Here is a 20902-nt window from a genome sequence, read left to right as displayed (position 1 = left end):
TGTCAGCGCCACCGGTATGTTGATGTTGCTCGTCGCCGCCGCCGACAGTGTCACCTGCACGTTCACCGAGGTGCCCTCCGCCACTGGGTTCGGTGAGGCGGACAGCGTTGCCGTAGTCTGAGCGGCGGCGGGCACGGCGGCAAACACCCCGAGCGCGCCGAGCAGCAGCGCGAGGACGGGGAGGAGACCGGAGCGGGGGACGCGGAAGCGCCCGGGAGGCAGGTCAGGCCGTGCGGAGTCTGCCGCAGTCGATGAAGCCGGTCGTTGCGCGCCGACCGTACGCTGGGCCGCTGGGCCGCTGGGCCGCTGGGCCGCTGGGCCGCTGGGCCGCTGGGCCGCTGGGCCGCTAAGAGAATATGTGCCGGAGACGTCCGTGTCAAGCTCAGGGGCATCGACGGGGCAAGAGCGCCCGGGCCTGAGGGCGGAACCGCCTCAGGAGCCGTTCCCGATACCTCGTCGGCACCTGCGGACCACACGCTTCCCGAAACTCTCGTCATGCTCGCCATAAAAACCTCCCCGGCGGTCCGCGGACATTCGCTTCTTCTCTGTTGCGTTCCAGCTGGATTACGCGGCCAATCGACGCCTTGTTCGCGAAACCCGACGCAAACCGTCGTCACGCCTATACATCATCCGTGTACGATTAACGTGTGAATAATGCTGGCTTGTGTACTATTATCGTATGCGCTTCTTGCCACCGAATTTCTTGATATTTCTCAACGGTCGGACGGAACGGGGCCGTTTCTGCGAGGAGGTTTCCGCGGTACACTGGAAGGGTAATCACAGGAGGGTTCCAATGGCGCGACTCAAGCACATTGCGATAAGGACCGAAGACGTTCTGAAGACCGCGGCCTTCTACAAGGCGGCGTTCGATCTTGATGAGGTGGGCAAGGGCCGGTCCGGCGTGTACCTCTCCGACGGCCACGTCAACCTGGCGATCCTGAACCTCAAGACGCCCGCGTCCCGCGCGGGCGTGGACCACCTGGGCTTCCAGGTGGACGACCTGGAAGGGACCGTGGCGCGCGTCACCGAGCTGGGCGGGCGGCTCACGGAGACGGCTCCGGGAACCCCGGGGGAGGACCCGGCTCAACCGCGGTCGTACTTCGAGGTCAAGGTCGCCGGGCCGGACGGGCAGGAGATCGACGTGTCCGACGGCGGATGGGCCGGGGCTCACGGGGAGCGACGGGATGAATGACAAGGGAGGGGAGGCACGGTCCGGGAGAATCAACCTGCTCGTCCACCCGAACGGTCCCGGCACACACGCCCCGGCCGTGACCGGCGCCGGAGCGGCATGGGAGGACATGGCGGCCGGATGGCGCCGAATGCCGGGAAACGCCGGGTGAAGAGAACCTAAGCGGGGTCAATTTGACAGGCGGATTTTCCGACCGTCCCCCCGGTCGAACCCTCCGGCATCAGCTGGACACGAAACCGGCAATTGACCTCGGCCCGGCGGGACGCTACGGTGACTTTCTCCGAGGCACCAAACTGACTTGAGGACATACGTAACCGTTCCGGCAAGCCGTGGGCCGGACCGGAGCAGGTGCTGAGTGGCCGTTTGAAATGCACCGGTCGTCTGCGCTCGTCGAACTCAGCGCCGGGTTTGACCGGTCCCGCGGTCTGCCGGAATAGTTGCCTCGGGCGGGAAAATAAAAACCTTCCGTTGCTGAGATGTCACACACTCAGGGAATGCGCCGAGTGTCCCATGCTGTGGTGGATTGAAGCAGTGCAGTTGATCAGAATGTCGACGTTGGCCTTGATTCTGGCCGTTGTTTCCGGGTGCGCACCCTTGGCAGTGGGGACCACGAGTGCGATCTGGTATGGCGTTCAGGGCAAGAAGGCCTGTGGAAACGCGAGGAACGATCCGGACTTCAAGGAAAAGCTAAGGAACCCGGACTACAGGAAGCATTTCGAGTATTGGTGCGGCCCAATCGAGTGAACGGTGCGGAAGCGGGTAACGAATCTGCCGTGCCACGGTTTAACCGTTTCTGCTAGACCGTGATGGCCTGGTAGTGTGGTCGTAGTGAAACCGCGGCTGTTCCGCGAAATCGGATGTCCGCAGGCTCCGAACTCAGCGGACGGCCGGACGATTCCACGGCATGCCCGAACGCTTACGGACATACGCGCGCTTGCGGGGACTGAGTATTGGTTGAATGGGGTTACATATCGATGACGGCTCAAATGAGCCTGCTCCTAACATATTGATAAACAAGCCAAAAAACGATTTCAATGCAGAAAAGACCCGCAGATTGTTGTGCGGATCAGCCAGACACCCTACTAGAATGCGCATTGTAATCCACGGACAACAGGCGTTCGGCAAGGCCGTGCTGGAACGGCTTGCGGCCGGGGCCGACGAGTTGGTTGGGGTTTTTTGTCCGCCGGACCAAGAGGGCCGGCCCGTGGACCCGCTCAAGGAAGCAGCGCTGGAGCGCGGGCTGCCGGTGCGCCAACCCCCGACCTGGAAAACGGACGACGCGCTGGACCTGTTCAAGTCCTTCCAGCCCGAACTGTGCGTCATGGCCTACGTGACGCTGCTGTTGCCGCGGCGCGTGCTCGAGGCGCCCGGGCTGGGCACGATCCAGTACCATCCCTCCCTGTTGCCGTTGCACCGCGGACCCAGCTCCATCAACTGGGCGCGCATCATGGGGGACGCCAAGACGGGCCTCAGCATTTTCTGGCCCGACGAGGGCTTGGACGAAGGGCCGATCCTGCTCCAGAAGGAGGTGGAGATCGGCCGGGACGACACCGTGGGCAGCCTCTACTTCGGCAAGCTCTTTCCCATGGGTGTCGACGCCGTCGCGGAAGCGGTGGAACTGGTGCGCTCGGGTACGGCTCCACGCATCGAGCAGGACCACGGCCGGGCCACTTACGAGAGTTGGTGCGGCGAGGAGGACGCGGAGGTGGACTGGTCCCGGCCGGCGGAGGAGGTGCACCGCCTGATCTGCGGCACCGATCCCCAGCCCGGCGCATGGACCACCGTGGGCGGGAAAAAGCTGAACCTGTACGGCAGCCGGATGAGGGAGGGTTCCGGCGCGGCCGGAGAAATCCTCGAGCTTTCGGACGCAGGCATGGCGGTGGCGGCTGGTGAGGCGAGCGTGTGGGTGCAGCGGGTGAGGGCGCACGATTCCCGTGCCAAGGTCGCGGCCGCCGAGTACGCCGAACAGGCCGGCCTTCGTCCTGGATCGCGCCTGGGCTGACCTGGCTCTTTCGGACTCTCCTTCTTCCGAACCGGTTCCTGGTCATCGCACCCCATGAGAGGTTGAGCCGCGTCCGCGTTCCGTGTCAGAGTTCACGGGAACATGGAACACGCCCGGTTGGACAGGCTCAACGGCATGCTCGACGAGGTGCTCCGGACCAACCGGTTCTACCGTTGCAAGCTCGAAGGGGGCGTTGAACGGCCTCTCGAGGGATTGCAACAGTTCTCGGAGCTGCCGTTTACCACCAAGCAGGAGTTGGTGGACGACCAGCTCGGGCACCCGCCGTTCGGTACCGACCTGACCTATCCGCTGGAGCGCTACGTGCGCGTGCACCAGACCTCGGGCACCACGGGGCGGTCCATGTACTGGCTGGATACCGAGGCGTCGTGGGACTGGTGGGGCGAGTGCTGGAAGGCGGTGCTGGGGGCGGCCGGGGTGGGGTCGGAGGACCGGATCTTCTTCCCGTTCTCATTCGGGCCGTTCGTGGGGTTCTGGAGCGGCTGGGAAGGCGCCCGCAAGGTGGGCGCCCTGGCCATCTCCGGCGGCGGACAGAGCACGCAGCAGCGACTCAAGAGCCTCATGGACTACGGCGCCACCGTGCTCGTGTGCACCCCCACCTACGCGCTGCACATGGCGGCGGAGGCGCGCCGGGCGGGCATGGACCTGGCGCGGGATTCCGCCGTGCGGGTTACGGTGCACGCGGGTGAGCCCGGCGCGAGCATCGCGTCGACGAAGCAGCGCATCGAGGAAGCGTGGGGCGCCCGCTGCTTCGACCACACGGGCGCCACCGAGGTGGGCGCTTTCGGTTTCGCCTGCGAGGCTCTGGCGGCGGGGGTCCACGTCAACGAGGACGAGTTCATCGCCGAGGTGGTGGATCCGGAGAGCGGCGCGCCGTTGCCGGCCGGCGCCCGCGGCGAGCTGGTGCTGACCAACCTGGGCCGGGTCGGTAGCCCGGTCATCCGCTACCGCACGGGCGACCTGGTGGAGCCGCGGCGCGGGACGTGCGCGTGCGGACGCGATTCGCTGGTGTTGCAGGGGGGTGTTCTCGGGCGCGTGGATGATATGGTGGTGGTGCGGGGAGTGAACGTGTTCCCGAGCGCGGTGGAAGGTATCGTCCGGCGGTTCCCCGAGGTGGAGGAGTTCCGCGTGGACGTGGTGCAGAGCGAGGGAATGGCCGAGTTGAAGATCACCGTGGAGCCGGGCGCGGCGGGAGCGCCGGCCGGGCTCGGGGAAGGCGTCGTCGAGTCCGTCCGGGACAACCTGCACATCCGCCCGGCGGTGGAGGTGGTGGCGCCGGGGACTCTCCCCCGTTTCGAGTTGAAGGCCAGGAGGTTCTTTCGAAGTTGAGCAGCGCAATGTCCGACAGCGAGACCATCACCGGCAAGCGCCTGATGCGCCTGCGGGTCAACGGCGAGTTGCACGAGGTGGCGGGCCACGTGACCCACAGCCTGCTGGAGGTGCTCCGGGAGGAAATGGGTCTAACCGGCACCAAGCACGGGTGCGAGTTGGGGGAGTGCGGCACGTGCACGGTGCTGGTGGACGGCGAGCCCATCTACTCGTGCCTGATGCTGGCGGTGGAGGCCGAGGACCGGGAAGTCACGACGGTGGAGGGCCTCGCCCGGCAGGGCCGGCCGCATCCCTTGCAGCGGGCGTTCTCGGACTTGGGCGCGGCCCAGTGCGGCTACTGCATTCCCGGCATCCTGCTGGCGGCCAAGGCGCTGCTGGACAAGCAGTCCGAACCCGCGCGCGCCGACATCGAGGAGGCGCTTTCGGGCAACCTGTGCCGCTGTACGGGCTACACCAAGATCATCGAAGCGGTGGAGCAGGCGGTCCAGGAAATGCGGGGCGAAGAGGGTACGCGCGCATGAAGAAGAACGGTTTCTCGGTCATCGGCAAGCCGCTTCCGCGCATCGACGGTCCGGCCAAGTGTGCGGGCGACACGCGTTACGCCGACGACATGGTGCTGCCACGCATGCTGTTCTCCCGGCTGCTGCGGAGCCCGCACCCCCACGCCCTGGTGCATGGCGTCTCGGCGCGGCGCGCGCTGGAGCTGCCCGGCGTGCACGCGGTCATCACCGGCGCCGACGTTCCCACCAAGTTCGGCATCATGCCTTCCACCCAGGACGAGGAGGCGCTGGCGGTGGACAAGGTGCGCTACGTCGGCGACCCGGTGGCGGCGGTGGCGGCTGCCAGCGAGGACGCGGCGGAGGAGGCGCTCCGCCTCATCGACGTGGACTACGAAGTGCTCGACCCCATCCTGTCCATCGAGGGCGCGCTGGCGGCCGAGGACCACCGCATCCACACCTGGAACCGGCGCGCCAACATCCAGAAGGCGGTGTCCTTCGAGTTCGGTGACGTGGAGGCCGGCTTCGCGGAGGCGGACGAGATCTTCGAGGGAACGTATTTCTTCCAGGGCAACACCCACCTGCCCATGGAGCAGTACTGCGCGCTGGCCAGCTACACTCCCGCCGGCAAGCTGACCCTGTGGTCCTCCACCCAGACGCCGCACTACGTGCACCGGGCGCTGTCCCGGGTCCTGGGCCTGCCCATGGGTCACATCCGGGTCGTCGCCACACCGGTGGGCGGCGGCTTCGGCGGCAAGAGCGACCCTTTCTCCCACGAGATCGCGGTGGCCAAGCTGGCCATGATCACCGGGCGGCCGGTGAAGATCACCCTCAACCGGGAGGAGTCGTTCTACGTGCACCGGGGACGCCATCCGGTGAAGATGTGGATGCGCACGGGGGTCAAGCGCGACGGCACCCTCACGGGCATGTGGTTCCGCTCGTTCCTGGACGGCGGCGGCTACAGCAGCTACGGCCTGGCCACGGTCTACTACACGGGCGCGCTGCAAACGGTGACCTACGAGCTGCCGGCCTACAAGTTCGAGGGCGTGCGCGTGTTCACCAACAAGCCGCCGTGCGGCCCCAAGCGCGGCCACGGCACCCCGCAGCCGCGCTTCGCCATGGAGGTGCAACTCGACGAGATCGCCGAGAAGCTGGGACTGGACCCCGTGGAGATGCGCCTCAAGCAGGTGGTGGCGCCCGACAGCGTCACGGTGAACGGGCTGCGGGTTTCGACCATCGGCCTGCGGGAATGCATCGAGAAGGTGGCCGAGCGCTCGGGCTGGAAGGACAAGCACCGGGCGCTGCCCGAGGGCCACGGCATCGGCTTCGCCGCCAGCTCCTACATCAGCGGCGCGGGCCTGCCCATCTACTGGAACGACATGCCCCACTCCGGGGTGCAACTCCGGGCGGACCGGGGCGGCGGCGTCACCGTCTTCTGCGGCTCCACCGACATCGGCCAGGGCTCGGACTCGATCCTGGCCTTCGCCGTGGCCGAGGAGCTGGGGCTTCAGCCCGAGGACGTGCGCGTGGTGACCGCCGACACGGACCTCACTCCGGTGGACCTGGGCAGCTATTCCAGCCGGGTCACGGTGATGACGGGCAACGCCGCCATCCAGGCCTGCGGCCACCTCAAGGAGCGCCTGTTCGAGGTGGCCTCGGAGGTGCTGGAGGTGCCCGCGGACGACCTGGAGATGGAGGAAGGGCAGGTGCGCAGCCGCAGCCTGCCGGACCGGGGCCTGGCCTTCGCCGAGTGTGTGGAGCGGGCGGAGACCCGCTTCGGCACCCTGGGCGCCACCGGCAGCTACCGGCCGCCGCGCCACCCGGGCGACTACAAGGGCGCCGGGGTCGGCCCCACGCCGTCGTACAGCTACTCCGCCGCGGTGGTGGAGCTCCACTGTGACGCCGACAGCGGCGAGATCCGCATCGACAAGGTGTGGATCGCCCACGACTGCGGCCGCGCCTTCAACCCCTTGTGGGTGGAGGGGCAGGTGGAGGGCAGCGTGTACATGGCCCTGGGCGAGGTGCTGATGGAGGAGCAGATCTTCCGCAAGTCGGGGGTGCACAAGATCCCCTCCATCCTCGAATACAAGAGCCCCACCACGCTGGAGACGCCGCCCATCGAGACCATCCTGGTGGAGACCGACGACCCCGAGGGTCCCTTCGGCGCCAAGGAGGCGGGCCAGGGGCCGCTGCTGCCGGTGATCCCGGCCGTTGCCAACGCGGTGTTCGATGCGGTGGGGGTGCGCATTCACGAGATCCCCATCACCCCGGACAAGATCCTGCGCGCGCTGGACCAGCGCCTCAAGGACCCCACGGTGCCGGACTTCGCGTTTCCCACGCCCATCCGCTGGACGCCGGGGCAGGGGGTCGAGGTGCCCCAGAAGAGCTGAGAGAGTTGAGAGTGGGCTGATGCTGCGACTTCCCGATTTCACCTACATCCGGCCCCGCACCCTGGCGGAAGCGGCCGGCGTGCTCCAGGAGCTGGGGGCGGAGGCCATGGCCGTGGCCGGCGGCACCGACGTCTACCCCAAGATGAAGCGCGGGCAGTTCACGCCGCGCTACCTGGTGTCGCTGAGCGGGATCGAAGAGCACCTGGGCATCCGCCGGGAAGACGGGCGCGGGCTGTGGGTCGGCGCGGGCGAGACCCTGACCGCGGTGGCCGGACACGGCACGGTGCGCCGGGAGTTTCCCGCCCTGGCCGCGGCGGCGGGTCTGGTGTCGACGCTGCAACTCCGCAACGCCGGCACCATCGGCGGCAACCTGTTCGTGGACACCCGCTGCAACTACTACGACCAGTCGTTCTTCTGGCGCCAGGCCGTGGGCTTCTGCCTCAAGAAGGACGGGGACATCTGCCTGGTGGCGCCCAAGAGCCGCGTGTGCCTCGCCATCTGCTCCTCGGACACCGCGCCGGTGCTGAGCAGCCTGGGCGCCGAGGCGGTGCTGGTGGGCGCCCAGGGCAGCCGCCAGGTTCCGCTGGAAACCCTTTACCGCGACGACGGCATCGACTACCTCGCCAAGCGGCCCGACGAGCTGCTGCAAGGGGTGTGGATCCCGGAGGCGTCGTTCGGCTGGCGCAACGTCTACCTCAAGCTGCGGCGCCGGGGCTCCTTCGACTTCCCCGTGCTGGGGGTTGCCGCGGCCATGCGGGTGGGAGCGGCGGGGAGCTGTGAGGCGGCCCGGATCGTGCTGACCGCGGTGGCGTCGGCGCCCAAGGTCGTGGAGGATGCGCCCCGGGTGCTTTGCGGCAAGCCCGTGGACGACGCGGCCATCGAGGAAGCGGCGGAGCTGGCCATGCGCGTGTCCCATCCACTGGACAACGCGGACATGGATTACTGGTATCGCAAGCGCATGACCCGCGTGTACGTGACGCGCGCGCTGCGGCAACTCGCGGAGGCCGGCGTGACGACCGCCGGCCCGGATGCGGCCCCCGTTTGACCGGGCCGGAAAGGGAAGCCATGGCGGTACCCGCTGAACTGGAAGCACGGCTGCGAAGCCTGGAGAATCACCTGCGCGCGGAGAACCCCGTGTTGCTGGGCGCGGTGCAGAGCTTTCGCCGGCTCGACGGCATCGCCCGCGGGTTGGGATTGCTGGGCGAGAAGGAGTCCTACGCCACGCGCATCCCGTGGTGGCCGCTGGTGGCGGTGTTGGGCACCTTTTCGTCCGGAAAGTCCACCTTCATCAACGACTTTCTCGATCGACGGGTGCAGGTGACGGGCAACCAGGCGGTGGACGATCGTTTCTCGGTGCTGTGTTTCGGCACCGAACCGGACGTACGGGTGCTTCCCGGAGTGGCGCTGGACGCCGACCCGCGCTTCCCGTTCTACAAGATGAGCCGGGCCATCGAGGAGATCAGCCCGGGGGAGGGCAGCCGCATCGACGCCTACCTCCAGCTCAAGACCTGTCCCGGCGAGGTGTTGCGCGGCAGGATCCTCATCGACTCGCCGGGCTTCGACGCGGACCAGCAGCGCACCGCCACCTTGCGCATCACGGACCGCATCATCGATCTGGCGGACCTGGTGCTGGTGTTCTTCGACGCGCGCCATCCGGAGCCCGGCGCCATGCAGGACACCTTGCAGCACCTGGTGGGTGAGACCATTCACCGGACGGATTCGAGCAAGTTCCTGTACATCCTCAACCAGATGGACCATACGGCACGCGAGAACAACCCCGAGGACATCGTCGGGTCGTGGCAGCGGGCGCTGTCGCAGAAGGGGCTCACCGCGGGGCGGTTCTACTGCATCTACAGTCCCAGCGCCGCCGTCGTCATCGAGGATGACGGTCTGCGCGGGCGTTTCGAGGGGAAGCGGGACGCGGATCTCGCGGAGATACACGGACGCGTGCGCCAGGTGGGAGTGGACCGCTGCTACCGCATCATGGGCGTCCTCGAGCACACCGCGCGCGACATCGAGTTGCGCCTGGTGCCGAGGCTCCAGGAGATGATCACCGACTGGCGCCGCCAGGTCCGGCGCTGGGACGGCATCGCCTTCGCCGTGCTCTTGGCCGTGGTGCTGGGGTGGGCGGTCTGGAAAGGCGAATGGAGTGCGTACTGGGCGGTGCTCTCAGGGGCGTCGGCGTGGATCTACGGGGTCCTGGCGGTGGCGGCCCTGGTCGCCGGCTATGTCCACCATACCGTCCGGCGATTGGCCGCCCGGCGGGTATTGCGAACGCTCCGGCGCTTGCTGGGCGCCGACCGCGATACCGAGGTGCTCGACGCCCTCACCGCGGCATTCAACGGGAACATGCGCCTCTGGCGCAACGTGTTCTCCGCGCGTCCGGCCGGCTGGAATGACGCCACCCGGCAGGAACTCTCCCAAGTGATCGCCGAAGCCAACGGCTACGTGCAGACCCTCAACGACCAGTTCACCAACCCCGGCGGCCAGACCGCAGCCGTACCGGCGGTGTCCCCGCCGGACCCGCCCGCGGAGGCGTCCGGATAATCGACGGACGGGCGCGCTACGACTTGTCCGAGGCCGCTGCCAGTGGAACCTCCCTAGGCAGGTCCCCCTGTCCAGGGGAGCCGAAGTCCCGGCCCACGATGCCCGAGGAGACGATGAACTTGAACGCCTCCTCGATATTGTAGTCGGTGTCGATGACTTCGTTCTCGGGCACCAGCACCAGGAAGCCGGAGGTCGGGTTCGGCGTGGTGGGGATGAAGACGGCCAGCAGGGTGTCCGCGGAGGAGAGGTTGAACGTGTCGGGCCGGGGCGTGGCCACGAGCCCCATCATCCAGGTCCCCTTTCTGGGGTACTCGAGCAGCACCACGCGCTGGAAGGTCCGCCGGGGGCCGTGGAGCGTCTCCACCAACTGTTTCACGGCACCGTAGATGGTGCTGACCAGCGGCAGGCGCATGACCAGTTGGTTGACCGCGGCCAGGATGCGGCGGCCGACGATGTTGGTGCCGAACACCCCGACGAGGAAGATCAGCCCCAGGACGATGAGCAGGTTGATGAACGGGATCAGCGGTGTCAGCCAGTGAAGGCTATCCATGCCGAATACCGACAGGGCCCATCTGAGGATCGGCGTGCCCGAGTTGCTCAGCAGATTGAACAGGAACGCGATCAGCAGGTACGTCACGAAGAGGGGGATCAGGATCAGCACCCCCGTGATCATGGCGTTTCGCAGAAAATGAGGTTTCCTCGCTTGCATGAATACTGTTTAGGCGCGTGTATTGGGAAAAAGGATACGTGAACCCCCCCGCCGTGGCAAGGGCCTTCGGACGGGCTCCCACGCAGTGTTGACAGTTTCGCCTAAGTCGTTATACAGTCGGCGGAATCCCTGCCCGTTTTCGCAGCACAGGAGTACGAGACTTGACGTTTTTGGACGACACCACCGAAACTTTCGAGCATCCTCTGTCCGGGCCGCTGGGCGGAAGCGCGCGCGACGACATCGTCGCGGGGCTTGAAGAGCAGCGGCCGGAAGGCTCCTTCGACCTGTCCGACTACGAGGCGGTGATCGGCGGGGAGCGCATGGACGAGATCAAACGGCTGGCGGAGCCGTTGACGGGACGCACCTGGGTCAACGTCAACTCCGCCTCCGTGGGCGGCGGCGTCGCCGAGATGCTGCGCAGCGCCGTTCCCTTCGCTCAGGCGCTGGGGCTGAGTGCTCGCTGGTGCACCATCCGCGGCAATGACGCATTCTTCCAGGTCACCAAGAAGTTCCACAACCTGCTCCAGGGGGCGGACGGACCGATTACCCTGGATGAGATTTTCGGGGCCTACCTCGATACCATCGAGGAGAACGCCCGCGATGCGTTCATCGCCGCGGACCTCACCGTCCTGCACGACCCGCAGCCGGCGGCCATGATCATGAACGCGCCGATTCTGGGCAAGGCACTATGGCGCTGCCACATCGACACCTCGATCCCCAACAAGGCGGTGTGGCGCTTTCTCCTGCCGTATATCAATCAGTACGACGGCGCCATTTTCACCACGCGCGAGTTCGTGGGGCCGGGGCTCAAGGTCCCCGTGTACGAGATCATGCCTTGCATCGACCCACTGGCGCCGAAGAACCGGCAGTACACCCGGTCCGAGGCGCTGGACATCCTCCAGCCGCTGTTCACGGCCGACGACGTGGACCCCGAAAGGCCCATCTTCGCGGCAATCTCCCGCTGCGACCGCCACAAGAACCAGGGGACCATACTGAAGGCGTTCTCGCGGCTGGTCGAGGAACGGCCGCGCGGCCCGAAACCCTACCTGCTCTTCATCGGCAACACCGCCACCGACGACCCGGAAGGAGAAGCGGTGCTGAACGAGTTGCGGCAGCAGGCCGGAGACAGCGCGGACGTCCGGTTCTGGGTCAACGTGGAGGACAACGACCGGGTCGTGGGCGCCCTGATGCGCATCGCCCGGGGGTTCGTGCACGTTTCGACCCGCGAGGGCTTCGGGCTGGTGGTGGCGGAGGCCCTGTGGCAGGGTGCGCCGGTCATCGGCTCTCGCGTGGGCGGCATCCAGCGCCAAATCATCGACGGGGTCACGGGCCATCTCGTGGAGCCCCTCGATGCCGACGCCATCGCCGCGCGCATGGCGGCGGTGTTGGACGACGAAGACGCCGCGGCGGCTCTGGGACGGGAGGGGCGGGAGCATGTGCGGAGGAACTTCCTCCTTCCGGAGCTGGTGAAGCGTTACCTGATCCTCATGAGATACTACCTGGGCCGCACCGCGGACGTTCCGCCGTTCACGTATCGTGAAGTCGGCAACGGTGCGGACACGCGTGCGTGTTCTTCCGCGTGACGTGAACGTGTGACGCGTAGTTTCTTCTTTACAAGTTCGTAGAAGCGGCATATTATTAGTATCCTTGGTTCACAATCGCTCGACACCCCGGCCACCGGGGTGGGGAAGGGAGGGTTATGGCAGCGACAAAGACAGCGGCGAAGACCGCCCGAAAGACGGCGGCGAAGACAGCGACGAGGATGACCCAGGCACAGATCGTGTCCGATCTTGCGGCCAAATGCGATCTCAGCAAGACGGCGGCCAAGGACTTTCTGGACAACCTGGCAGCGCTCGCGGTCAAGGAGGTCAAGAAGAACGGGGTTTTCATCGTTCCGGGCATCGGCCGTCTCGTGAAGGACAGCCGCAAGGCTCGCTTGGGACGCAATCCCGCCACCGGCGAGACGATCAAGATTCCCGCCAAGCGGGTAGTCAAGTTTCGTGTCGCCAAGACCTGCAAGGACGCCATCGTACCGCCGAAAAAACCGCGGAGCTGATCCGCCCCAGGTTGGAGGTCATGGGAGGATGGCCTCCACACGGCGCGGTGTCCTGATGGACTTGGTGGACGTTGAATCATGGCGGGGGAGGCCAGACAGGGCAGGGTGCTGGCCCTCTACCACTTGAAGGGCGGGGTCGGCAAGACCACCGCCGCGGTCAATCTTGCGTATCTGAGTGCTGCTTCGGGTCTCAAGACCCTGATTTGCGATCTGGATCCGCAAAGTTCGACGACCTACTTCTTCCGCGTCAAGCCGGCGCTCAAGAACGCCCGGAAGGTACTCCTCAAGGGCGGCACGAGAGTGGCTGACAACATCAAGGGAACCGACTACGAAGGTCTGGATCTCTTGCCGGCGGATTGGTCCCACCGCCACCTGCCGTCCTTGCTGGGTCGCGTGAAGAAATCCAGAAGGCGGCTGAGAGGGGTGCTGGATCCGTTCCGTGGCGAGTACGACCTGATCATCCTGGATAGTCCGGCGACCGCGACCGTGTTGGCCGAGTGTATTTTCGTGGCCGCCGACATGCTGCTGGTTCCGGTGGTCCCGTCCACCCTCGCGGCCCGCGCTTACGCGAACCTGCGCCTCTTCCTGCGGCGCAAGGACTACGATGAAGCAAAGGTGTGGGCCTTCTTTTCCATGGTGGAGGCCCGCAAGAAGCTGCACCGCGCCACGATGCAGGCCATGCGGGAACAGTTCCCGCAATGGTTGCCGGCGGCGATCCCCTACAACGTGGACGTCGAGAGCATGGGACTCGCCCGCGCTCCGCTTCCGGTCCGTTCCCCAAGAGGCGCCGCGACCCGGTGTTTCCGCGAATTGTGGGAACAGGTCGCGGGACGCATGGATGGAGGCGACCCGGAAACGGACGCTTCGGCGCGCTCGGTTCCGGTACGCGAAATTCCACAATGAAGCCATCGGCCATCCCCGAACCCGTCGAACAGTTCTTCCTCATCCCGTCCGGCGCGGCGGGTCGGGGCGTGCTGCGTGACTTGCGCCGGACCTTTGCCCTGAGTGAGGACGGCCGCTCCAGCGTGGAAACGCAATACCATGACACGTTCGACGGGAGGCTCTTTGCCCGCGCCCGCGCGTTGCGGTTTTCCCAAGGGGAACTGTGCCTCGAATGCCTCGACCCGCCCGGGGAAGTGGCCCGCGCCGCCTTCACGGGCCCGCCGGATTTCGCCCACGAGCTTCCTCCGGGTGCGCTGCAAGACGCGCTACGGCCGCTCGCCGGGAATCGCGCGTTGCTACCGCTCTTCTCGCTCCGCGCGGACGTACTTGCTTGGCGTCTGACGAATCGGGAACAGAAGACGGTGTTGCGCGTGGCGCTTCTTGATGAGGCGGTGGCGGCCGGCGCGCGCTCCGAGCGGCTGGGATGCCGTGTGGCGGTCCGCCAGGTACGCGGCTACAAGAAGGCTTTTCGCGAGGTGTGCGAATGGTGGGCGCAACAGGGCATCAGGCCCGAGGGCCGCTTCCGCTTCCGTGGGGCACTCGAGGCGTTGGACCTGGACCCCGTGCGCACGGCGTCCCTGTCGCGGACTCCACTGACCGCCGCCATGCCCGCGAGCGACGCGGTTCGGGCCATGCTGCACGCTCAGTATCGGGTGGCGCGCGCTAACGAGGAGGGCATGCGCAACGATACGGACGCCGAGTTCCTGCACGACTTCCGGGTGGCCGTCCGCCGCGCCCGCTCTTTCCTGGGCCAGCTTCGCGATGTCTTCGATCCCGCGCCCGCGGCCGAGCTGAGGAAAAGCCTGTCGCGGCTGGGCCGGTCCACCAATGCCTTGCGCGACCTGGACGTGTACCTGGAACATCGGAAGGAATACCAGGCTCTGCTCAGCGATCCCCTGGCCGGCGATCTCGCGCCGCTGTTCGATCATGTCGCGCGGTCGCGGGCCGCGGCCCAGCGGGAGGTCACGGCGGTGATGCGCTCGGCCGCTTATCGCGATGCGCTGGAGCGCTGGCGGACGTGCGTCGAGGAGGAGGCAGGACTGCCCCCGGGCCGGCGCGGCGCGGAGCCCGTCGCGCAGGTGGTCGGCGCGCGCGTGGCGCGGCAGTGCCGGAGCGTCCTGGAGCAGGGCTATGCCATCCCGGATGACGCCGCGCCGGACGCGTTGCACTCCCTGCGCATCGAGTGCAAGCAACTCCGCTACCTGACGGAGATCCTCACGGAGCTGTCGCCCGAGGTCCGTGGCGTGGTGCCGCGCCTCAAGAAGCTTCAGGACGCGCTCGGGAGGATACAGGACCTGACCGTTCACGAGGCCCGGACACGGGACTTTGCCCGCGCCCTGTCCGAGGCGGGAGCCGACGCGGCGCCGCCGGCAATCGAGGTGCTGGTGTCGCGCATGCGCGCGGAAAGGGACCAGGAGTGCGCCACGGTGCGAAGACTGTTCGTCAAGTTCAGCCGCAGCCTGCGCGAGACCGAGCCGCCGTACGCCTTGCTGCTGCCCTGGCTGCGGCCGTTGTAGCCGTCCCTCCGGATCGCGGTGCGCGGGCCGGCGGCGACCGCCGGTGGCCCCCGCCTATGGCTGCGTTGGATGCCGCGAAGGGAACATCGCCGCGCCGATGATGCCGGCCCCGTTGCCGAGGCGGGCGGCCTCCACCCGGCAGCCTACATCCTTGAGGTAAGGGAAGAACCTTTCGGGTCGCTTGCTGACCCCTCCTCCCAGGATGAACAGATCGACGCCCAGCAGGTACTCGACGTGGACCAGGTAGTCGTTGAGCCGCTTGCTCCATTTCTTCCAGCTCAGGCCCTTGCTCGTGCGGATGCTCGCCGCCGCTCGTTTCTCGGCGGGCTTGCCGCGCATCTCCAGGTGGCCCAACTCCGTGTCGGGCAGCAGGACACCGTCGCGGAAGACGGCGGAGCCGATGCCGGTGCCGAGGGTGACCACGAGCACGGTGCCGGCCACACCCTTGCCCGCGCCGAACTCGAACTCCGCCAGCCCGGCGGCGTCGGCGTCGTTGCCGATGGCCACGCTGGGCGCGTTCAGCTCGGTCTCGAGCCGGCCGGCCAGGTCATAGCCGATCCAGGATGGGTCGAGGTTGGGCGCGCGCTGGACCCGGCCGCTCTTCACCAGGCCGGGGAACCCGCAGCCCACCGCGCCGCGCCATTGCAGTCGCCGCTGCAGTTCCTTGATGGTCTCCATGACCGCCGCCGGCGTCGCCGGTTGCGGCGTGGGCTGCCGCACGCGCTCCGTCGCCAGCTCTCCGCTCGCGGTATCCACCAGCGCCGCCTTGACGCCGGTGCCGCCGATGTCGATGCCCATGACCCTGTCTGCTTCGCTCATCGTCTCCTCGTTGCCGCGCACGTGAAGTCTACGGCTTCATCATCATGGACCCCCCGCCACAATTCAACACCCGGCGTCACCTTGCCGGAGACGGAAAATCCTGCACATATTGGTCCACGGATTTTGTGACGCCCATGCTCCACGTTCTCACCAGCCTGGTGGCCGTCCTGGCCGTTACGGTGGCCACGGTCTCCGTGTTCCACAAACTGAGGCTTCCCGCGGTCATCGGCTATCTTGCGGTGGGCGTGGTCATGGGCCCCCACGGCCTCGGCGTCATCGGCCACGGGGAGGCGCTCGAGCTTCTGGCCGAGATCGGCATCGTGCTGCTGCTCTTCTCCATCGGCCTGGAATTCTCCTTCGAGCGGTTTCTCGCCGTCAAGGGGCCGATCATCACGGGCGGCCTGCTGCAGGTGGGCCTCACGGCCCTGGCCGTGACCGCGGTGGGCGTGCATCTGGGCTATCCCGTGCGCATCAGCCTCTTCTTCGGCATGCTGGCGTCCCTGAGCAGCACCGCCATCGTGCTCAAGATCCTGAGCGACCGCGACGAGTTGTCGGCCCTTCACGGCCGGCTCGCCATCGGCACCCTCCTGCTCCAGGACATCATCGCCGTGCCCATGATGCTGTCGGTGCCGGTGCTGGGCGAGACCGACACGGTTTCCTACCAGGTGGTGGCCCTCACCCTGGGAAAGGCGATCCTGGCCGTGTTCCTGATCTTCACGGCGTCGCGCTTCGTGGTGCCGTGGTTCATGCACCAGGTGGCGCGCTTGCGGAACCAGGAGGTCTTTGTCCTGTTCGTGCTGCTCATCTGCCTCGGCACCGCGTGGGCGGCGTTCCAGACCGGCATTTCCCTGGCCTTGGGGGCGTTCATCGCCGGTCTCCTGATCTCCGATTCGGAATACAGTCACCAGGTGATCGCAGACATCCACCCGCTGCGTGACACCTTCGCCGGCATTTTCTTCATCTCCATCGGCATGCAGGTGGATGTCCACTTCGTGAGCGAGGAACTCGCCGTGATCGCCGGCGCGTTGCTGCTGCTGGTCTTCATCAAGGGCGGCCTCATCACCGCCATCTTCGCGGTCCTGCAGCGCTCGTTCCGGCTCGGCCTGATGTTGGGTCTGGCGCTGGCCCAGGTGGGCGAGTTCTCGCTCATCCTGGCGCGCATGGGCGGCGCGTTCGAGCTCCTCTCGCCGGCCCAGGAGCAGATGTTCCTGGCCGTCGCGATCCTCAGCATGCTGGCGACCCCGCTGCTGATCCTTGGGGGGAGCCGCTTGGGCATGGCGCTGCACGGCGGCGCCGGGGGATCCGAGGAGCCGCCCGAAGGCGCCATGGCGGGGCACGTCATCATCGTGGGCTACGGACTCAACGGCCGGAATCTGGCGCGGGTGTTGCGCGAGGTGGACATCCCCCACAGGATCCTGGAGCTCGATCCCCGGATGGCGCGCCGGGCAGGGGCCGCGGGCGAAAGCATCGAGTTCGGCGACGCCACGCGTCCGGCGGTGCTGAGCGGCATGGGCGTGGAGCGGGCGCGCGTGCTGGTGGTGGCCATCAGCGACCCGGTGGCGACGTCGCGCATCGTCGCCCACGCGCGGCGGTTGCATCCCAACCTCTACATCATCGTACGGACACGCTACGTGGTCGAGATCCCGCACCTTACGCGCCTGGGCGCCAACGAGGTCATCCCGGAGGAGTTCGAGACCTCGGTGGAGATATTCGCCCGGGTCCTCCAGGAGTACCATGTGCCGCGCAACGTCATCACCCTCCAGGTGGAGATGGTGCGCCGGGAGGGGTACGGCATGTTGCGGGGACTGCGCCTGGAGGACAAGAGTCTGGCCCGGTTCAACCAGTTCCTCACCGGAGCCACCGCCGACACGTTCCTGGTGCAGGAGGAGGCGCCGGGCGCGTCCATGACCATCGGGGAGTTGAAGCAACACTTCCAGGGGCGCACCAGCGTCCTGGCGCTGGTGCGGGACGGCGTCTCCGTGGAGAGCCCTTCCATGGACTACCGTCTGCGCCCCGGCGACATCCTGGTGCTGCTGGGGAGCCATGCGGACCTCGACCACGCCGTGCAACTGCTGACGGCGCCGCGGGAGGACGAGTCGCTGGAACCGTAAGGCCCGCGCACCCGCGACGGCAATGCACGAAGGGGCGAGGACTCTGTGTCCTCGCCCCTTCGTGCGTTGCCTCGACGGAGGATGGTTGGGGCGGCCTTTCGGTCGCCCCAACCCGAGTTCGTCCGTCTACGTTCGATGGTGCGGTTTCCTAGATGTCGTAGTACAGGGCGAACTCGTAGGGGTGCGGCCGGAGCCGCATGGGATCCACCTCGTTCGTACGCTTGTAGTCGATCCACGTCTCGACCACGTCCCGGGTGAAGACGTCGCCCTTCAACAGGAAGGCATGGTCCTTCTCCAGGGCGTCCAGCGACTCGTCCAGGCTGCCGGGCAGGGACTCGACCTGGGCGGCCTCCTCCGGTGCCAGGTCGTACAGGTTCTTGTCCAGCGGCTTGGGCGGCTCGATCTTGTTGGCGACGCCGTCGAGCCCGGCCATCAGCATGGCCGGGAAGGCGTAGTAGGGGTTGCAGCTCGGGTCCGGGCTGCGGAACTCCAGGCGCCGGGCCTTCTCGCTGGTGGAGTAGGTCGGGATGCGCACGGCCGCGCTGCGGTTGCGCTGCGAGTACATGAGATTGATGGGCGCCTCGTAGCCCGGCACCAGCCGCCGGTAGGAGTTGGTGGTGGGGGCGATGAAGGCGCACAGGGCGGCGGCGTGCTTCAGCAGCCCGCCGATGTAGTAGCGCGCGGTGTCGCTCAGCAGCGCGTAGTTCTTGGCGTCGTAGAAAACGTTCTTCTTGTTCTTCCACAGGCTCTGGTGGGTATGCATGCCCGAGCCGTTGTCCTGGAAGATGGGCTTCGGCATCATGGTCACGGTCTTGCCGTTGCGCAGGCCGACGTTCTTGACGATGTACTTGTACTTCAGCACCTGGTCCGCCATGGCGGTCAGCGGGCCGAAACGCATGTCGATCTCGGACTGTCCGGCGGTTCCCACCTCGTGGTGATGGACCTCGCACACGATGCCGCAGGACTCCAGCGTCTTGACCATCTCGGAGCGGATGTCCTGCAGGCTGTCCATGGGCGGCACCGGGAAGTACCCTTGCTTGTAGCGCGGCTTGTACCCCAGGTTCGGCTTGTCGCCGTCGCCCGAGTTCCAGTACCCTTCCTCGGAGTCGATGTAGTAGAAGCCGTAGTTGTAGCTCTGGTCGAAGCGGACGTTGTCGAGGATGTAGAACTCGATCTCCGGCCCCCAGTAGCTCGTGTCGGCGATGCCGGTGGACTTGAGGTACGCCTCGGCCTTCTGCGCGACGTAGCGCGGGTCGCGGCTGTAGGGCTGGCCGGTGAGCGGGTCCTTGATGTTGCACACCAGGTTCAGGGTGGGCAGCGCCGTGAACGGGTCCATGAAGGCGGTGTCCGGATCCGGGAACAGCAACATGTCGGATTCGTCGATGGTCTGGAACCCGCGGATGCTGGAGCCGTCGAAGCCGATGCCGTTCTCGAACAGATCGGTGTCGAACTCGTTGGTGGAGATCGAGAAGTGCTGCCACAATCCGGGCAGGTCGCAGAAGCGCAGATCGACGATCTCCGCGCCGTTCTTCTTTGCAAACTCGAGCACTTGTTTCGCTGTCATGGGGTACTTCCTTTCAAACGGATTTGACGACAATTCCCTTGGTTCAATGCAAACCCCGTGCCAAGCTCACCTCCCGTCGATTGGGTGCGTATTCGCCGAACAGGGCAGGGGTTCGCGTGTTCGACAGGTGGCCGGCGGGCCGCACCGTGCACAGTTTTCGTTCAGCAGTTGCCCATCGATTGAGCATGCCAAGTCGCCCGAGCAGCCTCCCGGTCATTCAGTTGCTGCGGATGTTCCCGGAGGATACGACAACCGGAAAATGAACAAGCGACGAGATTGAAATGATTTCCTGGGACGATCCGAAGCGCGATCATGGTGACGCTCAGCAAGACTTTGCGGTTATCGTCGCGGATGTTGAATCGCGCCACCTGCCGAAACCGGGCAGTAGTGGTGATCGCCAAATCACGATCCGAAACCCGAACAGGAAGTACCTGCCCCGGACAGTGTATGTCGGCAAGCGCAGTAATCCGCGGCATCATCCGGCGGGACAGCCGTGGTACATTGAATGGGAAGTGCCTGGCACATCCCCGAGAGCGCAACGTACTCCCAGGTTCTGCCTGACCGACCGTGCGGCCGTGGTTTCCTGGCTCCAGCTCAGCGGCTTCTAGCCCGTGCACGTGGGCTGGTCAGGCGCATAATTCCCGAATTGAAACCGAGCACCTCCATTTGATCCAACGTTGTCCGGCCTGGGGCTTACGTCAGCACCGAAGGCACACCATGGGTTCCGTTGCCGACAAGATCGCGAAGAAGATTCTCTCGTCCCGCGGGTCGAAGGTCGTCGATCTGGCGAGCTGGCGGGAGGGCAGGAAGATGGCCCTCGAAGCCGGTTTAGGCGACGACGGCCGGGCCCTCGGCAAGCTCGCGGGCCATGACCCTTGCCACGCCCTGTACGTTGTCGCGCAGAACGTCGCCTCCCTCATGGCCGAAACCATTTCCGGGTTGAGAGAAGCGAAGGGTTACGTGAGGATCGTCGGCGGCGCCGAGGACGAATACATGCCGGGCGGGCCGCCGATGAGCCCGTTGACCGTCAGCTATTTCACGATGTGGGCGCTGTTCGACGTCGGGTTCGGCAGCAGCCGGGAAACCATGGGCAGCTGCATTCTGCGCATCGCGTCCGAGTTCGATTGCCCGTCCTGGCTGGTGGACGGCGTCGAGCGGATGCAGCAGTCGAGGATGGGGTTCTACGTGCATTGCGGCAGCGAGGGCGAGGGG

General features: G+C 66.5%; 18 protein-coding genes. 15 read left to right on the top strand and 3 right to left on the bottom strand.

Annotation, left to right across the window (positions count from 1 at the left end):
• Positions 1-793: 793 nt before the first annotated feature.
• From OXF11_07205 to OXF11_07170, 8 genes are all read left to right on the top strand, one after another.
• The gene (locus tag OXF11_07205) at positions 794-1192 is read left to right on the top strand and encodes a VOC family protein (GenBank protein ID MCY4486890.1); all 399 of its coding nucleotides are present in this window, start codon (positions 794-796) and stop codon (positions 1190-1192) included.
• Positions 1193-1699: 507 nt separating this feature from the next.
• The gene (locus OXF11_07200; protein ID MCY4486889.1) at positions 1700-1933 is read left to right on the top strand and encodes a hypothetical protein; all 234 of its coding nucleotides are present in this window, start codon (positions 1700-1702) and stop codon (positions 1931-1933) included.
• 343 nt (positions 1934-2276) lie between these two features.
• Positions 2277-3191 carry a methionyl-tRNA formyltransferase gene (locus OXF11_07195; GenBank protein ID MCY4486888.1) on the top strand — a complete coding sequence of 305 codons (915 nt, stop codon included), beginning with the start codon at positions 2277-2279 and terminating at the stop codon, positions 3189-3191.
• Between the two features lie 117 nt (positions 3192-3308).
• Positions 3309-4538, top strand: coding sequence for a phenylacetate--CoA ligase family protein (locus OXF11_07190; protein MCY4486887.1), 1230 nt, complete (start codon positions 3309-3311; stop codon positions 4536-4538).
• An 8-nt stretch (positions 4539-4546) separates the two neighbouring features.
• Positions 4547-5059 carry a (2Fe-2S)-binding protein gene (locus tag OXF11_07185; GenBank protein ID MCY4486886.1) on the top strand — a complete coding sequence of 171 codons (513 nt, stop codon included), beginning with the start codon at positions 4547-4549 and terminating at the stop codon, positions 5057-5059.
• A complete protein-coding gene (locus OXF11_07180; GenBank protein MCY4486885.1) occupies positions 5056-7425 on the top strand; it encodes a molybdopterin-dependent oxidoreductase in 2370 nt (789 codons plus the stop codon). The genes OXF11_07185 and OXF11_07180 overlap by 4 nt, the downstream gene beginning before the upstream one ends.
• A gap of 19 nt (positions 7426-7444) precedes the next feature.
• Entirely contained in the window at positions 7445-8470 is a 1026-nt protein-coding gene (locus OXF11_07175; protein ID MCY4486884.1) for an FAD binding domain-containing protein, read from the top strand.
• A gap of 20 nt (positions 8471-8490) precedes the next feature.
• Complete coding sequence (locus OXF11_07170; GenBank protein ID MCY4486883.1) at positions 8491-9972, top strand: dynamin family protein; 1482 nt, start codon at positions 8491-8493, stop codon at positions 9970-9972.
• Between the two features lie 16 nt (positions 9973-9988).
• On the opposite strand, the gene OXF11_07165 is transcribed toward OXF11_07170, so the two are convergent.
• Complete coding sequence (locus OXF11_07165; protein ID MCY4486882.1) at positions 9989-10645, bottom strand: DUF502 domain-containing protein; 657 nt, start codon at positions 10643-10645, stop codon at positions 9989-9991.
• 197 nt (positions 10646-10842) lie between these two features.
• Between OXF11_07165 and OXF11_07160 the strand changes: the two genes are divergently transcribed.
• The 4 genes from OXF11_07160 to OXF11_07145 all read left to right on the top strand — a co-directional run bounded on the left by OXF11_07160 (position 10843) and on the right by OXF11_07145 (position 15196).
• On the top strand, positions 10843-12264 hold the full coding sequence (locus tag OXF11_07160) for a glycosyltransferase (protein ID MCY4486881.1): 1422 nt from the start codon (positions 10843-10845) through the stop codon (positions 12262-12264).
• Positions 12265-12380: 116 nt separating this feature from the next.
• The gene (locus tag OXF11_07155) at positions 12381-12737 is read left to right on the top strand and encodes an HU family DNA-binding protein (GenBank protein MCY4486880.1); all 357 of its coding nucleotides are present in this window, start codon (positions 12381-12383) and stop codon (positions 12735-12737) included.
• A 78-nt stretch (positions 12738-12815) separates the two neighbouring features.
• Positions 12816-13640 carry an AAA family ATPase gene (locus tag OXF11_07150; protein ID MCY4486879.1) on the top strand — a complete coding sequence of 275 codons (825 nt, stop codon included), beginning with the start codon at positions 12816-12818 and terminating at the stop codon, positions 13638-13640.
• The gene (locus OXF11_07145; GenBank protein ID MCY4486878.1) at positions 13637-15196 is read left to right on the top strand and encodes a CHAD domain-containing protein; all 1560 of its coding nucleotides are present in this window, start codon (positions 13637-13639) and stop codon (positions 15194-15196) included. The genes OXF11_07150 and OXF11_07145 overlap by 4 nt, the downstream gene beginning before the upstream one ends.
• A gap of 54 nt (positions 15197-15250) precedes the next feature.
• On the opposite strand, the gene OXF11_07140 is transcribed toward OXF11_07145, so the two are convergent.
• Positions 15251-16015, bottom strand: coding sequence for an ROK family protein (locus OXF11_07140; GenBank protein MCY4486877.1), 765 nt, complete (start codon positions 16013-16015; stop codon positions 15251-15253).
• 134 nt (positions 16016-16149) lie between these two features.
• Between OXF11_07140 and OXF11_07135 the strand changes: the two genes are divergently transcribed.
• Positions 16150-18126 carry a cation:proton antiporter gene (locus tag OXF11_07135; GenBank protein MCY4486876.1) on the top strand — a complete coding sequence of 659 codons (1977 nt, stop codon included), beginning with the start codon at positions 16150-16152 and terminating at the stop codon, positions 18124-18126.
• Between the two features lie 148 nt (positions 18127-18274).
• Here the strand turns inward: OXF11_07135 and glnA are convergent, their stop codons facing one another.
• The gene (glnA, locus tag OXF11_07130; protein MCY4486875.1) at positions 18275-19690 is read right to left on the bottom strand and encodes a type I glutamate--ammonia ligase; all 1416 of its coding nucleotides are present in this window, start codon (positions 19688-19690) and stop codon (positions 18275-18277) included.
• A gap of 281 nt (positions 19691-19971) precedes the next feature.
• Here glnA and OXF11_07125 point away from each other — a divergent pair, with 281 nt between their 5' ends.
• Both OXF11_07125 and OXF11_07120 read left to right on the top strand, forming a co-directional pair.
• Positions 19972-20298 (top strand): hypothetical protein, encoded by a 327-nt coding sequence (locus OXF11_07125; GenBank protein MCY4486874.1) that lies wholly within the window; start codon positions 19972-19974, stop codon positions 20296-20298.
• A 109-nt stretch (positions 20299-20407) separates the two neighbouring features.
• On the top strand, positions 20408-20902 hold a 495-nt coding region (locus tag OXF11_07120; GenBank protein ID MCY4486873.1), incomplete at its 3' end, for a hypothetical protein.

The organism is Deltaproteobacteria bacterium, from assembly GCA_026712905.1.
Classification (GTDB): Bacteria; Desulfobacterota; Binatia; order UBA9968; family JAJDTQ01; genus JAJDTQ01.
This window is presented reverse-complemented; position numbering and strand designations above follow the sequence as displayed.

Bases quoted from the DNA above. Each gene is read 5' to 3' on its own strand.
- OXF11_07205 (MCY4486890.1), top strand. From the start codon at position 794: ATGGCGCGACTCAAGCACATTGCGATAAGGACCGAAGACGTTCTGAAG.
- OXF11_07200 (MCY4486889.1), top strand. From the start codon at position 1,700: ATGCTGTGGTGGATTGAAGCAGTGCAGTTGATCAGAATGTCGACGTTG.
- OXF11_07195 (MCY4486888.1), top strand. From the start codon at position 2,277: ATGCGCATTGTAATCCACGGACAACAGGCGTTCGGCAAGGCCGTGCTG.
- OXF11_07185 (MCY4486886.1), top strand. From the start codon at position 4,547: ATGTCCGACAGCGAGACCATCACCGGCAAGCGCCTGATGCGCCTGCGG.
- OXF11_07180 (MCY4486885.1), top strand. From the start codon at position 5,056: ATGAAGAAGAACGGTTTCTCGGTCATCGGCAAGCCGCTTCCGCGCATC.
- OXF11_07175 (MCY4486884.1), top strand. From the start codon at position 7,445: ATGCTGCGACTTCCCGATTTCACCTACATCCGGCCCCGCACCCTGGCG.
- OXF11_07170 (MCY4486883.1), top strand. From the start codon at position 8,491: ATGGCGGTACCCGCTGAACTGGAAGCACGGCTGCGAAGCCTGGAGAAT.
- OXF11_07165 (MCY4486882.1), bottom strand. From the start codon at position 10,645: ATGATCACGGGGGTGCTGATCCTGATCCCCCTCTTCGTGACGTACCTG.
- OXF11_07155 (MCY4486880.1), top strand. From the start codon at position 12,381: ATGGCAGCGACAAAGACAGCGGCGAAGACCGCCCGAAAGACGGCGGCG.
- OXF11_07150 (MCY4486879.1), top strand. From the start codon at position 12,816: ATGGCGGGGGAGGCCAGACAGGGCAGGGTGCTGGCCCTCTACCACTTG.
- OXF11_07145 (MCY4486878.1), top strand. From the start codon at position 13,637: ATGAAGCCATCGGCCATCCCCGAACCCGTCGAACAGTTCTTCCTCATC.
- OXF11_07140 (MCY4486877.1), bottom strand. From the start codon at position 16,015: ATGAGCGAAGCAGACAGGGTCATGGGCATCGACATCGGCGGCACCGGC.
- OXF11_07135 (MCY4486876.1), top strand. From the start codon at position 16,150: ATGCTCCACGTTCTCACCAGCCTGGTGGCCGTCCTGGCCGTTACGGTG.
- glnA (MCY4486875.1), bottom strand. From the start codon at position 19,690: ATGACAGCGAAACAAGTGCTCGAGTTTGCAAAGAAGAACGGCGCGGAG.
- OXF11_07125 (MCY4486874.1), top strand. From the start codon at position 19,972: ATGATTTCCTGGGACGATCCGAAGCGCGATCATGGTGACGCTCAGCAA.